This is a genomic window from Streptomyces sp. NBC_00433, from assembly GCA_036015235.1.
Lineage (GTDB): Bacteria > Actinomycetota > Actinomycetes > Streptomycetales > Streptomycetaceae > Actinacidiphila.
Genome location: CP107926.1, coordinates 4,557,271 through 4,571,807, shown reverse-complemented (window position 1 = coordinate 4,571,807; position 14,537 = coordinate 4,557,271). Strand labels below are relative to the sequence as shown.

The 14,537-nt window shown below is 72.4% G+C and carries 11 protein-coding genes; 3 read left to right on the top strand and 8 right to left on the bottom strand.

Annotation, left to right across the window (positions count from 1 at the left end):
* Window positions 1–25 precede the first annotated feature (25 nt).
* Window positions 26–892 (bottom strand): oxidoreductase, encoded by an 867-nt coding sequence (locus tag OG900_19340; GenBank protein WUH92052.1) that lies wholly within the window; start codon window positions 890–892, stop codon window positions 26–28.
* Between the two features lie 254 nt (window positions 893–1,146).
* On the opposite strand from OG900_19340, the gene OG900_19335 reads away from it, so the two are divergent.
* The gene (locus tag OG900_19335; protein ID WUH92051.1) at window positions 1,147–2,508 is read left to right on the top strand and encodes an FAD-dependent monooxygenase; all 1,362 of its coding nucleotides are present in this window, start codon (window positions 1,147–1,149) and stop codon (window positions 2,506–2,508) included.
* A 1-nt stretch (window position 2,509) separates the two neighbouring features.
* Here the strand turns inward: OG900_19335 and OG900_19330 are convergent, their stop codons facing one another.
* The 4 genes from OG900_19330 to OG900_19315 all read right to left on the bottom strand — a co-directional run bounded on the left by OG900_19330 (window position 2,510) and on the right by OG900_19315 (window position 6,623).
* Entirely contained in the window at window positions 2,510–3,049 is a 540-nt protein-coding gene (locus OG900_19330) for a GerMN domain-containing protein (protein ID WUH92050.1), read from the bottom strand.
* On the bottom strand, window positions 3,046–4,476 hold the full coding sequence (locus OG900_19325; protein ID WUH95834.1) for a HAMP domain-containing histidine kinase: 1,431 nt from the start codon (window positions 4,474–4,476) through the stop codon (window positions 3,046–3,048). The genes OG900_19330 and OG900_19325 overlap by 4 nt, the downstream gene beginning before the upstream one ends.
* A gap of 35 nt (window positions 4,477–4,511) precedes the next feature.
* The gene (locus tag OG900_19320; protein ID WUH92049.1) at window positions 4,512–5,231 is read right to left on the bottom strand and encodes a response regulator transcription factor; all 720 of its coding nucleotides are present in this window, start codon (window positions 5,229–5,231) and stop codon (window positions 4,512–4,514) included.
* A gap of 72 nt (window positions 5,232–5,303) precedes the next feature.
* Window positions 5,304–6,623 carry a hypothetical protein gene (locus OG900_19315; GenBank protein WUH92048.1) on the bottom strand — a complete coding sequence of 440 codons (1,320 nt, stop codon included), beginning with the start codon at window positions 6,621–6,623 and terminating at the stop codon, window positions 5,304–5,306.
* A gap of 851 nt (window positions 6,624–7,474) precedes the next feature.
* Between OG900_19315 and OG900_19310 the strand changes: the two genes are divergently transcribed.
* Window positions 7,475–9,289, top strand: a complete 1,815-nt coding sequence (locus OG900_19310; protein WUH95833.1) for a penicillin-binding protein — start codon at window positions 7,475–7,477, stop codon at window positions 9,287–9,289.
* 35 nt (window positions 9,290–9,324) lie between these two features.
* On the opposite strand, the gene OG900_19305 is transcribed toward OG900_19310, so the two are convergent.
* The 3 genes from OG900_19305 to OG900_19295 form a co-directional block, all read right to left on the bottom strand.
* Complete coding sequence (locus OG900_19305) at window positions 9,325–10,065, bottom strand: N-acetylmuramoyl-L-alanine amidase (GenBank protein WUH92047.1); 741 nt, start codon at window positions 10,063–10,065, stop codon at window positions 9,325–9,327.
* Between the two features lie 162 nt (window positions 10,066–10,227).
* The gene (locus OG900_19300; protein WUH92046.1) at window positions 10,228–10,872 is read right to left on the bottom strand and encodes a polysaccharide deacetylase family protein; all 645 of its coding nucleotides are present in this window, start codon (window positions 10,870–10,872) and stop codon (window positions 10,228–10,230) included.
* A gap of 27 nt (window positions 10,873–10,899) precedes the next feature.
* Window positions 10,900–12,453, bottom strand: a complete 1,554-nt coding sequence (locus tag OG900_19295) for a PHB depolymerase family esterase (GenBank protein ID WUH92045.1) — start codon at window positions 12,451–12,453, stop codon at window positions 10,900–10,902.
* Window positions 12,454–13,053: 600 nt separating this feature from the next.
* Between OG900_19295 and OG900_19290 the strand changes: the two genes are divergently transcribed.
* The gene (locus OG900_19290; GenBank protein WUH95832.1) at window positions 13,054–14,511 is read left to right on the top strand and encodes an endo-1,4-beta-xylanase; all 1,458 of its coding nucleotides are present in this window, start codon (window positions 13,054–13,056) and stop codon (window positions 14,509–14,511) included.
* The last annotated feature ends 26 nt before the right edge of the window (window positions 14,512–14,537 follow it).

Sequence of the window (14,537 nt, the reverse complement as noted above, 5' to 3'; positions counted from 1 at the left end):
CGTATAGCTGGGCTGCGGCAGGGGTTCAGACGGCGTTCAGCTCCGCCACGGCGTCCGCCGGCAGCACCAGGTCGGCCGCCGCGATGTTCTCCCGCAGGTGCGCCACCGACGACGTGCCCGGGATCAGCACCGTCGCGGGCGAGCGCTGCAACAGCCAGGCAAGCGCCGTCTGCTGCGGCGACGCGCCGACCCTCGCGGCGACCGAGTCCAGGACCGCCGACTGCAGCGGGCTGAAGCCGCCCAGCGGGAAGAAGGCGGCGAAGGCGATGCCCTCGGCCGCGCACCGGTCGAGCAGCGCGTCGTCCGCGCGGTTCGCGATGTTGTAGAGGTTCTGCACGGTCACCACAGGGGCGACCGCCTGCGCCTCGGTGAGCTGCTCCGATGTGACATTGCTCAGCCCCAGGTGCCGGATCAGCCCCTGCTCGCGCAGCTCGGCGAGCACCCCGAACTCCTCGGCCAGCGGCGCGCTCGCCGGGCCCTCGATGCCGCCGACCCGCAGGTTGACCGCGTCCAGCACGTCCAGGCCGAGCCGCTGGAGGTTGTCCTTCACGTGCTGCCGCAGCGACTCCGGGTCCAGCGCCGGCAGCCACGCGCCCTCGCTGTCGCGCCGGGCGCCCACCTTGGTCACGATGTGCAGGTCCTCGGGATACGGGTGCAGCGCCTCCTTGATCAGCTCGTTGACGACGTCAGGCCCGTAGAAGTCGCTGGTGTCGATATGCGTCACCCCCAGCTCGACGGCCGTCCGCAGCACCGCGACCGCCTCGCCGCGGTCCTTGGGCGGCCCGAAGACGCCGGGCCCTGCCAGCTGCATGGCCCCGTAACCCATCCGGCTCAGGGTCATGCCGGGTGCGGCGGTGGGCGTGAAGACGCCCCCTGCGATCGTTCCTGTCATGGTGCTGCCTTTCCTCGTGCCTCGCGGTGCCTCACGCACGGACTCCTCCACCATCGCCTGCCCGTCGCCCGGGGGGCAGTACCCCGCCGTTCCTGGGAGTGGCAGACCCCCCTTCCGCCCGCCCGGCCGGCGGCAAGTGCGGGGCCGGGCTTGCCGCAGCGTGGCGGGGGGTGCGAACGTTGGGGCGGGCGAGATGCGCGGGAGGGCGGATGCCGGGGGAGCGGGGCCAGCGTGCGCCCCGAGGACGGGCGCTGGTGATCGGCGGGAGCCTCACCGGAATGCTCGCGGCCAGCGCACTGGCCGAGACGATGGAAGTGACCGTCGTCGAACGGCACGACATGCCGCACGGCCCGCTGCCGCGCCAGGGCGTACCGCAGGCGCGGCACGCGCACCTGCTGTGGTCGGGCGGGGCGCGGGCGGTCGAGGCGCTGCTGCCCGGCGCGACCGAGCGGCTGCTCAAGGCCGGCGCCCGGCACATCGCCGTACCGAAGGACCTGGTCGTGCTGACCTCGGGCGGCTGGATCACCCGCTTCCCCGAGCAGCAGCACTTCCTGGCCTGCACCCGGGACCTGCTGGACTGGGTCGTCCGGGACATGGCCGGCAGGAGGCCCCGGGTCCGCACACTGCCCAGACACGCCGCGCTGGGGCTGCGCGGCACCTCCACCCGCGTCACCGGCGTCGTGGTGCGGGGCGCCAGGCGCGAGGAGACGCTGGAGGCGGACCTCGTGGTCGACGCGAGCGGCCGGGCCTCGGCCATGCCGCGCTGGCTGGACCGGCTCGGACTGCCCCCGGTCCGCACGGACGTCGTGGACTCCGGCCTCGGCTACGCCAGCCGGCTCTTCCACGCACCGCCCGGCACGGACGGCTTCCCCGCGGTCAACGTGCAGGCCGACCCGCGGCAGCCCGTACCGGGGCTGAACGGCACGATCCTGCCGGTCGAGGACAGCCGCTGGCTGGTCACGCTGTCCGGCACCCGGGGCGGCCAGCCCACCGCGGACACCGCAGGCTTCGAGGCCTTCGCGCGCGGCCTGCGCCACCCGGTCATCGGCGACCTGCTGTCCCGGGCCACCCCGCTGACCGAGGTGACCGTCTCGCACAGCACCGCCAACCGGCGCCGCCGCTACGAGCGGATGCGGGTCTGGCCCGAGGGCCTGGTCGTGCTGGGCGACGCGCTGGCCACCTACAACCCCCTCTACGGGCACGGCATGTCGGTGGCCGCCCAGCACGCGCTGCTGCTGCGCGAGCAGGTCGCCCGCAATCCCGGTCCCGGCCTGGCCAAGCGGGTGCAGCGGGCCGCGTCCCGCACCGCCGACGCGGCCTGGGCGCTGGCCGGCACGCAGGACCTGCGCTACCCGGGGGCCGAGGGCCGCAGCCCCGGGCCCTTCGGCGCCGTCATGAACGGCTACACCGACCGCCTGATGCTCGCCGCCACCCACCGCCGGGGCGCGGCCCGCGCGCTGCTCGACGTGCTGAGCCTGTCGGCCGGGCAGGCCGCGCTGCTGCGCCCCGACGTCCTGGCGACGGTGCTCTACCCGGTGCACCCGGCCGCGCAGGAGGACCCGCCCTTCACCGATGAGGAGCGGGCGCTGATGATCTCGCTCTTCACCGGCCGCTGACTCAGCCCCCTGCGGCCGGCGCCTCCGGCCGGCCCGACAGCCAGGGGTCCTCGCCGACGGCGCACGGGTCGTCGCGGCCCGACCCGGCCATCGGGACGCCGCCGACCCTGACCGTCACCGCGCCGGCGTCCGCACCGGCGTTCACCGCGAGCACCGTGCAGACGAGCTGGTCGACGGCCGGGCCGGCGAGCTTCTCCGCCAGGGTCGACAGGTCCACGGTCACGGTGCCGCCGTGCGTGCGCACGGTCGCGGTCGCGGGCGGCAGGTCCGTGGTCAGGCCGAGGACCTTCTGCTCGAAAGGGGCGAGGCCGTCGAGCAGCATCCTGACGACCAGGGCCGCGTCGACCCGCGAGTCCGCCCTGCGGTGCAGGGTGGACAGCGCGCCGTCCTTGGCGCTGACGAAGTAGAGGGCCACGTCCTGGTGCACCCCCGAGGCCGGCTCGCCGGCCTCGACGACACCCGTGGTGGGGATGCCGCAGCCCCCGAGCAGCCCGCCGAGCAGCAGCCCGGCCGCCGCCAGGACGGCGCCCCGGGCCTTCACACGTCCCTCCGCAGCGGCAGGGCGACGGTGAAGACGGCGCCGCCGCCGGGGTGGTTGGCGGCGGTGATGGTGCCGCCGTGCAGGTGGACGTTCTCCGCGGTGATGGCCAGGCCCAGGCCGCTGCCCTCGGTCCTGGTGCGGGAGGTGTCCGACTTGTAGAAGCGGTCGAAGACGTGCGGCAACACGTCGTCGGGTATGCCGGGGCCGCTGTCCATGACCTCGATGACGGCCGTCGGCGGCTCGCCCCGCGGCTCGCGTACGGTCATCGCGAGCCGCACCGGCTGCTCGCCGTGCCGCAGCGCGTTGCCCGCCAGGTTGGCCACGATCACGTCGAGCCGCCGCGGGTCGACCCGGCCGCGGGCGGTGTCGGGCGGCGGCAGCAGGGTGCCGACGGCGTACTGCCAGCCGCGGGAGGCCAGCGAGCGGCGTACGGACTCCGCCAGGTCCACCTCGTCCAGGTGCAGGGCGGCGGCGCCCGCGTCGAAGCGGGAGATCTCCATCAGGTCGTCCACGAGGCGGGCCAGCTTCACGGTCTCCTCGCTGATCAGCCGCACCGCGGTGGCCGTGTCGGGGTCGAGGTGCGCCGCGTCCTCGTCCAGCACGTCGGTGACCGCCGACATCGCGGCCAGCGGGGTGCGCAGCTCGTGCGAGACGTCGGCGGCGAAGCGCCGGGCCCGCGCCTCCATCCGGCGCAGCTCCGCGACGGACTCCTCCAGCGCGGCGGCGGTGTCGTTGAAGGTGTGCGAGAGGCCGGCCAGCTCGTCGGAGCCGTGCACGGCCAGCCGGGTCTCCAGGTGGCCCTCGGCGATCCGCCGGGTCGCGCTGCGCAGCGCGCGCACCGGCCGCAGCACCCCGCGGGCGGCGAGCAGCGCCAGCAGCACCGCCACCACCAGCGCCGGCACGGTCGCCCGCTCGACCGCGGCGACCAGCGCGTCGACATAGCCCTGCTCGCTGTCCTGCGAGACGGTCAGGAAGACCGCCAGGCCCGAGGAGTCCGCCGCCCCGCCGCCCAGCGTGCTGCCGAAGCGCACCGGGATGCCGACGACCAGGGCGGGGCCGTGGTCGGTGGCCACCCGCTGGAAGACCGTGGCGGCCCTGGTGCCGACCGAGTCGCGCATCGCGGGGGTCAGCTCGGCGAAGGTGTCGCCGGCGCGGGAGGTCGCGCTCAGGCCGCCGTAGGTGGCCATGACCCGCCAGTCGGCGGTGCGCTGGGTGTGGGCCACCTCGGTCGCGAAGGCCGCCAGGTCGGCACGGGTCGGCGGGAAGGCCGTACCGGGAGCCACGCTGTCGACGCCGTCCCTGAACTGGGTGATCACCGTGTCCTGGCCCTGCTGGAGCAGGTCGGTGCGGGCGGCGCGGAAGGTCAGCGCGCCGGTGGTCACGGTGGCGACGACGGCGACCAGCGCGAAGGCCACCACCAGCCGCATCCGCAGCCCGCCGCGCGGCAGCGGCACGCGCCGCCTCATCGGGACGCCGGCCGCGCCGGGTCGGGGAATCTGCTGAACTGGTAGCCGAAGCCGCGCACCGTGCGGATGAAGCGCGGCTGCCCCGGCGGCTCGCCCAGCTTGGTCCGCAGCCGTTTGACGCAGGCGTCCACCAGCCGCGAGTCGCCGTGGTAGCTGTGTTCCCAGACCGCTTCGAGCAGCTGCTGCCGGCTGAAGACCCGGCCGGGCGCGGCGGACAGGATCAGCAGCAGCCGCAGTTCCGAGGGCGCGAGCGGCACCGGCACGCCCTGCCGGGCCACGGTCAGGCCGGCCCGGTCGATGCTGAGGTCGTCGTGCGTCTCGGGCTGCGGCAGCCCGTCGCCGCCGTCGGGGCCGCCGCCGACCCGGCGCAGCACCGCCCGTATCCGGGCGTCGAGCACCCGGGCCTGCACCGGCTTGACGACGTAGTCGTCGGCGCCGGCCTCCAGGCCGACGACGATGTCGATGTCGTCGCCCCTGGCGGTCGCCATGATGATCGGCACCTGGTTGTCGGCCCGGATGCGCCGGCACACCTCCAGCCCGGTCATCCCGGGCAGCATCAGGTCGAGCACCACCACGTCCGGCCGGAAGGACCGCAGCCGGTCCATCCCGTCCTCTCCGGTGGCCACCGCGGCGACGTCGTGGCCCTGCCTGCGCAGCGCCAGCTCGACGCCCTCGCGGACAGCGCGGTCGTCCTCGATGAGCAGCAGTCGTGGCATGACCTCAGTATCCGCAACCTGGGTATTACCCCCGAGTATTGTTACGGGACGATCACATAACCCGGTCAGGGGTCATTCGAGGAAGGCCGACCAGTCGGGCGACTCGGCCGGGTCCAGGGTGCGCAGCTTCGCCAGGACCGCCGGGTCCTGGGCGTCGAGCCAGTCGCTCAGCTCCTTGAAGGACACGCACCGGACACCCTTGCGGTGGCACACGTCCTTGACGACGTCCTCGACGGCCTGCATGTAGATGCCGCCGTTCCAGGTCTCGAAGTGGTTGCCGATGAAGAGCGGCGCCCGGCTGCCGTTGTAGACCCGCTCGAAACCGTTGAGGTAGCCCTGCCGCGCCTGCCTCTCCCAGGCCGGGTAGCGCGCCGGGTCGCCCTCGGTGACGTCGCCGCCGGACTGGTTGTAGAGGAAGTTGAAGTCCATCGACAGCACCTGGAAGTCCTTCTGCGGGTACGGCATCAGCTGGAGCGGGAAATTCCACACCCCGTCCTTCTTCGCCGGCCATATCTGGAAGTCCCCCGGCGAACTGGCGTCGTAGCGCCAGCCGTTCGCCTTCTCCGCGGGGAGCAGGTTCTGCTGGCCCTCCAGGCAGGGGGCGCGGCCGCCGACGAGCTCCTTGGAGTAGTCGAAGGGCAGCGGCGGGATGTCGGTGAAGCCGGTGTCGGTCTTCCAGTTCTCCACGAAGGAGTAGGCCTGCGACATCTCGCTCTGCCAGTCCGCGGTGCTCCAGTTCCCGCCGCCGCCCGGGTCGGGCGCGCAGAAGTGCCCGTTGAAGTGGGTGCCGATCTCGTCGCCGTCCTCCCAGGCCTGCCGCAGCTCCGACAGCGTCCACTTGATGTGCTCGTCGGTGGGGAAGTCGATGGCGGAGGCGCCGGGGGAGTGCCGCGGCGGCTTGTACAGGCTGCGCTTGCCGTTCGGCAGCAGGTAGATGCCGCTGAGGAAGAACGTCATATGGGCGTCGTTCTGCTCGGCGAGCTTGCGGAAGCGGGAGAAGAGGTGGTCGTCGTTCTCCAGGGCGCCGTCCCAGGAGAAGACCACGAACTGCGGCGGCTTCTCCCCCGGTTCGAGCTTGTGCGGGGTCGGCTGGTGCGGCTGCGGCCCGGTGTCGGACGTCGAGCCGTCGCCGATCACCCGCACCTTGCCGTCCCACACGGGGGTGGGGGACTCCTGCTCCCGCTTCTTCTGCGGCGCCTTCTGCCGCGGCGCCAGGGCCACCCGCTCCTGCGGGGGCGCCGCGCCGCCGCCCCCGCCGCCGTGCCCGACGCCCACGGCCGCGGCCGTACCGAGCAGGCCGGTGCACAGCACACCGCAGAGCAGGGCGGTCCTGCGACGGTTGCGGCCGTCGCCGCCGCGGGGCAGAAGGCGTCGTATCCGGGCAGCGCTCATGGGGGCGACCCTGCGATCCGCAGGTGACCGTCCCAGGACCGAACTGTCACGGAACCGCAACTGCCCCTTCCAGCACGGCTGTTACAGATCCGTCGCACTCCCATCCCCGTCCCGCCGTATTTCGGCTCCTACGGTGGCCCGGCGGTCGGGCACGAAGCCCTGGCCGGGAGCGCTCAGGGGGTGAGGATGTGCCTGGCCGGCAGGCAGCAACCCGAGCCGCGGCTCTGCGCCGGGCACTACTGCGTATGGCGATGCCCCTCAGGCGCGCGGGGCTGCGTCTGATCCGCGGCCGTCGCCGCGGGGCGCTCTTGCGTAGGTGGGTGCCCACCAGGGGCACGGTGCCTGTGCGGTTCCCCTTCGGCAAGGGGGTGCCGCCCAGGGGCGCGGGGAACGGCGCGACCAGCCCTCCACCCGCCGGTGGTCCGGTACAGACCGAACAGCCCCTTTCGGACGGTGACGACCCGCGCGCCGGTGGGGGCTGGTCGCGCCCACGCGGCGTCGGCCGCAGATCAGACGCAGCCCCGCGCCCCTGGAGTGGTGGCGGTCCGTCGCCACACGACGGTCACCGACGACCGGTCGCGCCCCCGCGGCGCCAGCGGCAGATGAGAAGCAGCCCCGCGCCCCTGGGTGGCACCCACCTACGCAGCAGCGCCGCGCGGCGAGAGGCGCGGGTCGGACGCGGCTCCACGCCAGTGGGGTGGTGGCGGTCGTCGCCGCGCGACGGTTGGCGACGCCTGGTCGCGTGGGTCGTCGCGCCGTGGCGGGCCCCGGGCATCCCGGAGCTTGGGCGCCGGAGGCGGCGGCGCCCGAGGCGATGGGTGCGGCGGACGCTGCTGACCTTGTGCTGGGTGATGCTGCTGCTCGTCGGGCTGATCGGCTACGGCTACCAGCGCACCCGGATACCGTCCGACCTCAACGCCTTCGCCACCCAGCAGGACAACGTCTACTACTGGGCCGACGGCACCGAGATGGCCAGGGTCGGGCCGGTCGACCGGCAGTCGATGCCGCTGGACCGCATCCCGACGGACGTCCAGTGGGCGGTGCTCGCCGCCGAGAACGCGTCCTTCTACTCCGACTCCGGCATCTCCCTCAAGGGCATCGCCCGCGCGGTGACCGACATGGCGACCGGCGGCGAGACGCAGGGCGGCTCGACGATCACCCAGCAGTACGTGAAGAACGTCTACCTCAGCCAGACCCAGACCATGTCGCGCAAGGTCACCGAGATGTTCATCGCGGTCAAGCTGGACCGCAAGATGAGCAAGCAGCGGATACTCGACGGCTACCTCAACACCAGCTGGTTCGGGCGCGGCGCCTACGGGGTGCAGCGCGCCGCCAAGGCCTACTACGGCAAGGACGTCTCGCAGTTGAACGCCGGCGAGGGCGCCTTCCTCGCCACCTTGCTCAAGGGCGCGGGGCTCTACGACCCGGCGCTCGGTGCCGCCAACCACCGCCGTGCGGTGGCGCGTTGGAAGTGGGTGCTGGACCGGATGGTGAAGATCGGCCGGCTCTCGCCCGCGGAAAGGGCCACCTACACCGTCTTCCCCGAGCCGAAGCCGCCGCCGCGGCCCGCGGGGCTCAGCGGCCAGACCGGCTACCTGGTGGACACCGCGAGGGCGTACGTCTCCGCGCACAGCGGCATCTCCGACGCGGAGTTCGACCGCGGCGGCTACCAGGTCTACACGACCTTCGAGCGGCCCCGGGTCGACGCCCTGGCCACCGCGGTCACCGGGCAACTCGCCGCCCTGCGCCCGGCGCAGCGCGCCGCCGACCGCGAGGTGCGGGTCGGCGCCGCCTCCGTGGGCACCGACGGCCGCATCCTCGCCCTCTACGGCGGCCCCGATTACGTCAAGCAGGGCTTCGACGACGCCAACATCGGCATCGTGCCCGTGGGTTCGGCCTTCGCCCCGCTGGTCTACGCGGCCGGTCTGCGCGACGGTGTGCTGCTCACCCGCGACGCCCCCCGTACGCCCGTCACACCCGACACGCTCTACGACGGCGACGACAAGGCCGCCGTCCACACCCCCGAGGGCCCCTACTGGAGCCGGGACGGCAAGATCGTGCGGGTGGCCAACGACGGGCACCGCTCCTACGGGCAGATCACCCTGCGGCAGGCGGTGGCGTCCTCGGTCAACGGGCCGATCGTGCAGCTCGGCATGGACGTCGGCCTGGACCGGGTGCGGCAGGCGTCGGTCGACGCGGGGCTGCTGCCCGACAGCGGATTCGGCTCCCAGACCCCGGACTTCTCGCTCGGCACGGCCACCCCGAGCCCGATCAGGATGGCCGGCGCCTACGCCACCTTCGCCGCGGACGGCACCCACACCGCCCCCTACTCCGTCCTGCGCATCACCCGCGACGGACAGCGCCTCCCGCTCCGGTCCCCCACCGTCACACACCCCTTCACGCCCGCGGTCGCCGCCGACGTGACCGAGGCGCTGACCACCGCCCCCGACCGGGCCGGCACCGCGGGCACAGCCCCCGGCAACACCTCGGCCTGGTACGTCGGCTACACCCCGAAGGTGTCGACGGCCGTCGCCCTCTTCCGTATCGACCCGACGTCGCAGCAGGTCGAGCCGCTGACCGGCACCACCGGCAGCCGTTCGCGGGAGAAGACCGGCAGCACCTACCCGGGGGCGATCTGGACGCGGTATGCCACCGCCGAGCCCTGACGCGCCCGGGGCGGCCGCCCGTGCCCTCACCGCCTTCAGCCCGCCCACGTCGCCTTCTGCCGCAGGGCCGCGGCGGTCTTCCGTATCCACGGCAGGGAGTCGTACAGCGCCTGGCCGGGGCAGGTGGTCGAGAAGACGTCGCGATGCCCGGAGATCACGTTGACCGTGGCGGCCGTGCCCTTGGCATAGCGGCTGCCGTCGTTGCTGGACACCAGCCGCACCTTGCCGGTCGGGTCGGCCGACGGGTCCAGCCGCCAGGCGGCTATCTCGGCGATGGCCCGGAGCATCGCGCGCGGCACCTTGCGGCCCTCCCCGAAATTGCCCAGCGCCGCTATGCCGATGGTGTCGGTGTTGAAGCCCTCGGTGTGCGCCCCGCGCACATCGCGCTGCACGCTGCCGCTGCGGCCCTCGTAGATGCCGCCGCAGCGGTCGACCACGAAGTTGTAGCCGAGGTCGTCCCAGCCGAGCGCGATGTGCTGCTGCTCGAGGGCGACCAGCATCGCCGGCACGTCCTTCTTGCAGTCGTAGTCGTTGGGGTTGTCCGTGTGGTGCACGAAGACCGCCTTGACCGAGTGGTCGTAGACGAGCCCCTTGCGCACCGCCGCCTCGTCGGCATGCCACGCCGTACGCCCGACGACCACCGGCCGCAGCATCGCCGGGTGCAGGACGGCACGGGTCTGCCGTTGCCTCTGCACCGGATGTTCTGGGGCCGAGCAGGCCCCCAGGAAGGCCAGCGCCAGAAGCGACGACACCAGCTTGGTCCTGTGCGGTCGCATACCTTCCACACTCGGCCCGACACGGGCATGCCGAAAGCGGCCGGGGGCCATTCGGGTGAAGGCCGCCATTCTGACCTGCGATTTTGCGGCGCGGGGCGGGTGCGCAGGCGGGGCGGGTGCGCAGGCGGGGCGGGTGCGCAGGCGGGGCGCGGGCCCGGCGGCTCAGGTGCGGCGGGAGGGGCCGGTGAAGTGCCAGCCGCGGGCCGCGAGGCGGGGCAGCAGGCCGGCGACGGCCTCGACGGTCTGCGTGCGGTCGCCGCCGCCGTCGTGCAGCAGGACGACCGCGCCGGGGGTGAGGCGGGACTCGACCCGGCGCACCAGCTCAGCGCTGCCCGGCGGCTCCCAGTCCTCCGCGGCGACGCGCCAGCCGAGCGGGATCATGCCGAGGCGGCGGGCCACCTCGGGCGTCCCGCCCCAGCTGCCGAAGGGGGCGCGGAAATATGGGATCGGCACCCCGGGGACGGCCGCGCGGATGGCCGCCGTGGTGCTCTCCAGGTCGGCCTCGACCCGCTCGGCCGGCCACCCCGCCATGTCGTCGTGGTGCATGCCGTGGTTGCCCAGTTGGTGGCCGTCCGCGACGATCGCGCGGACGATCTCCGGGTGGGCCAGGGCGTGGGCGCCCCAGAGGCAGAAGACCGCCGTGACCCCGTGCTCGCGGAGCACGGACAACAGGTGGGGGGTGTGGACCGGGTGCGGCCCGTCGTCGAAGGTCAGCGCCAGGTACGAGCCGACCTGGCGGGTGCACTCGACAATGGACCCGGTGGTCCGGCCCAGCCGGCCGGCCGGTCCCTCTGCTGTGGTGGTCACGGCGGTACTCCTGTCGTGCGGTTCAGGTCAGCTGGATGTGCAGCTCACGGTGAGGGTGGGTGCGGATCCGCCGCTGACGGTGTATCCGAAGGTGGTGCTCGCCCCGGCGCCGAGCGCGCCGTTGTACGCGGCGTTCTTCGCCGTGGTCAGGCTGCCGGAGGAGCCCAGCACGCCGTTCCACAGGCTGGTGATCGTGTCACCCGAGGGCTGCGACCACGACGCCGTCCACCCCGAGATCGCCGAGGAGCCGGTGTTCTTGATCGTGACCTGCGACTGATACCCACCGGGCCACGCGTTCACCGTGCTGTACGTCGCCGAGCAGCCCGCACCCGTACCACCCGTCGAACCCGAACTCGAACCCGACGACGTACCCGTGCTCGTACCCGTCGACGTACCCGAGGACGTACCGGTGCTCGTACCCGTCGAAGTCCCCGTACTGGTACCCGTGCTGGTGCCTGTCGACGTACCCGAGGACGTGCCCGTGCTGGTGCCGGTGCTCGTACCCGTCGAAGTCCCCGTGCTGGTGCCGGTGCTGGTGCCGGTGCTGGTGCCCGTAGACGTGCCCGTGCTGGTGCCGCCGGTCGTGCCGCCGGTGCCGTCGAGGCCGAAGAAGGTGATGGCGCGGGCGACCATGCCGCTGGTGGGCAGGGAGTGGCCGACGCCTTGGACGCTGATCGCCTCGACCGGGGCCTGCGCGGTGTTGGAGCCGTAGCGGGTACGGGTCCAGCCGGACTGCGGGCTGTCGGTCAGGACCGGGGTCTGGCTCACGCCGAGGACGTTGGTCCACTGCTTGATCTCTTCGCCGAAGTTGTTGTAGTTCAGCGTGGTGTCGGCGGTGCCGTGCCAGAGCTGTACGCGGGGGCGGGAGCCGCTGTAGCCGGGGTAGGCGGCGCGGGCGATGTCGCCCCAGGCCGAAGCGGTCCTGCTGATCTGGCCGTTGGCGCAGGCGGTGTTCCAGCCGGAGCCGTCGGTGGTGGCGAAGCAGCCGAAGGGGACGCCCATGAAGGCGGCGCCGGCCTTGAAGATGTCGGGGTAGTCGCCCAGCAGCACGTCGGTCATCATCGCGCCGGACGAGGCGCCGGAGACGTAGACGCGGTTCGCGTCGGCGGCGTTGTGCTGCTCGACGTAGCCGACCATGGAGGCGATGCTCGTCGGGTCGCTGCCGCCGTTGTGGGTGAGGGCCTGCGGGGACGAGACGTCGAAGCACTGGCCGCTGACGTTGGCGTCGGGGTAGATCACGATGAAGCCGTACTGGTCGGCCAGGGTGTGGTAGTCGGTGCCGGAGTAGAAGCCGGGTCCCGTGCCGGTGCAGTAGTGGACGGCGACCAGGATCGCGGGGTTGGACTTCACGGAGTTCGGTACGTACTCGTACATCCGCAGGTTGCCCGGGTTGCTGCCGAAGTTGGTGATTTCGGTCAGCGAGGCCGCTGAGGCGCTCTGCGGGGACAGGGTGATCGCGGCCAGGATCGAGGCGACCGCGGCGAGCAGGGCGGTCAGCAGCGTCCCGAGACGCTTCTTCCCGCCGCCGTGGCGGATGCCGGCGATGAGGCCGGCGCCGCGCGGCGCTCGTGTGGGGGGCATGGCGGTGTCCTTTCGAGGTGTTGCCGCCCTGGTGGAGGCTCCCTCTCCGGCCAGGGTGGTGTCAGGGCGTGGGGGCCCCAGGACTTTGCGAAAGTTTTCGACCCTTGCGCGAATGTTTCGGGCACCTTAGGGCCGCTAAGTGGCGGAGTCAATACATTTGGCGCCGTCCGACGGCTGGTGGCCGTTCCGCGCGGTTGGGCCGGTACCCCTGGTGCGCCACAGGAAAACCGCCCGCACGCAGGCGTCACATGGCTGGCGGACGCTCCGTCAGAAGTCGGCGCCCGTAGTCCGGTTGTTTCGGAAAGGGATCGTTGACGTTTCGAAGCCCAGGGTCCACACTGGCCACCGATTCACCTCCTCCCGGCCACGCCGCGAAAGCGGCACCACTCCCGTGGCCGCGACACCCTCGCGAATGGACCCCCACCCGTTCGGACCGGTGCGACACGTGCTGATCCGGACTGCCAGCAGAAGAGGAAGAAGAGGTTGGAAGTGATCAGTCACACCCCCCGAGACCGCGGCGAGTCCGGCAGGCGCCGGCGTTCAGGACTGCGGATCGCGATCGCAGCGGGCACGGCAGGCGCGGTGGCGGCCATCGGTCTGATGGCCACCGCCGGCACCGCCCACGCGGTCGGCACCCTGGGCAACGCGGCGGCGGCACAGGGCCGTTACTTCGGCGCCGCGGTCAGCACGGCACACCTGGGCGAGTCGGCCTACTCCGCCGCCCTGGACGCCGAGTTCGGCGCGGTGACGCCGGAGAACGAGATGAAGTGGGACACGATCGAGTCGAGTCAGAACTCGTTCAACTTCGGTCCCGGCGACCAGATCGTCGCGCACGCCCAGGCGCAGAACATGAAGATCCGCGGCCACACGCTGGTCTGGTACCAGCAGCTGCCCGGCTGGGTCTCCGGGTTGAGCGCCTCCGCGCTCGAATCGGCGATGAACAACCACATCACCCAGGTGATGACCCACTACAAGGGCAAGATCTACGCCTGGGACGTCGTCAACGAGGCCTTCCAGGACGGCTCGTCCGGCGCCCGCCGCAGCTCCCCCTTCCAGGACAAGCTGGGCAGCGGCTTCATCGAGGAGGCCTTCCGCACCGCGCGGGCCGCCGACCCGAACGCCAAGCTCTGCTACAACGACTACAACACCGACGGCGTCAACGCGAAGAGCACCGCCGTCTACAACATGGTCAAGGACTTCAAGTCCCGTGGCGTCCCGATCGACTGCGTGGGCTTCCAGGGCCACTTCAACAGCCAGTCGCCGGTCCCCTCGGACTTCCAGTCCAACCTCCAGCGCTTCGCCGACCTCGGCGTCGACGTCCAGATGACGGAGGTCGACGTCGCGGGCTCCGGCACCGCGCAGGCCAACAACTACACCACCATCGTCAAGGGCTGCCTCGCGGTGTCCCGCTGCACCGGCATCACGGTGTGGGGCGTCACCGACAAGTACAGCTGGCGTTCCAGCGACACCCCGCTGCTGCTGGACGGCAACTACCAGAAGAAGGCGTCCTACAACGCCGTGCTCGCCGCCCTCACCAGCGGAGGCGGCACGTCGGGCGGCACCAGCTCGGGCACGTCGACGGGGACGTCCTCGGGTACGTCGACAGGCACCAGCACCGGTACCAGCACCGGTACCAGCACGGGGACTTCGACGGGTACGAGCACCGGTACGTCCTCGGGTACGAGCACGGGTACGAGCACGGGTACGTCGACCGGTACGTCGTCGGGTTCGAGTTCGGGTTCGACGGGTGGTACGGGTGCGGGCTGCTCGGCGACGTACAGCACGGTGAACGCGTGGCCCGGTGGGTATCAGTCGCAGGTCACGATCAAGAACACCGGCTCCTCGGCGATCTCGGGGTGGACGGCGTCGTGGTCGCAGCCCTCGGGTGACACGATCACCAGCCTGTGGAACGGCGTGCTGGGCTCCTCCGGCAGCCTGACCACGGCGAAGAACGCCGCGTACAACGGCGCGCTCGGCGCCGGGGCGAGCACCACCTTCGGATACACCGTCAGCGGCGGATCCGCACCCACCCTCACCGTGAGCTGCACCTCCAGCTGAGAGGGCGGGCAGTAGCCGACACACAA

Coding starts and splice junctions, on each gene's coding strand:
- OG900_19305 (WUH92047.1), bottom strand. CDS start 10,065: ATGCGACCGCACAGGACCAAGCTGGTGTCGTCGCTTCTGGCGCTGGCC.
- OG900_19310 (WUH95833.1), top strand. CDS start 7,475: ATGCTGCTGCTCGTCGGGCTGATCGGCTACGGCTACCAGCGCACCCGG.
- OG900_19320 (WUH92049.1), bottom strand. CDS start 5,231: ATGCCACGACTGCTGCTCATCGAGGACGACCGCGCTGTCCGCGAGGGC.
- OG900_19290 (WUH95832.1), top strand. CDS start 13,054: ATGGCCACCGCCGGCACCGCCCACGCGGTCGGCACCCTGGGCAACGCG.
- OG900_19295 (WUH92045.1), bottom strand. CDS start 12,453: ATGCCCCCCACACGAGCGCCGCGCGGCGCCGGCCTCATCGCCGGCATC.
- OG900_19340 (WUH92052.1), bottom strand. CDS start 892: ATGACAGGAACGATCGCAGGGGGCGTCTTCACGCCCACCGCCGCACCC.
- OG900_19315 (WUH92048.1), bottom strand. CDS start 6,623: ATGAGCGCTGCCCGGATACGACGCCTTCTGCCCCGCGGCGGCGACGGC.
- OG900_19325 (WUH95834.1), bottom strand. CDS start 4,476: ATGCGGCTGGTGGTGGCCTTCGCGCTGGTCGCCGTCGTCGCCACCGTG.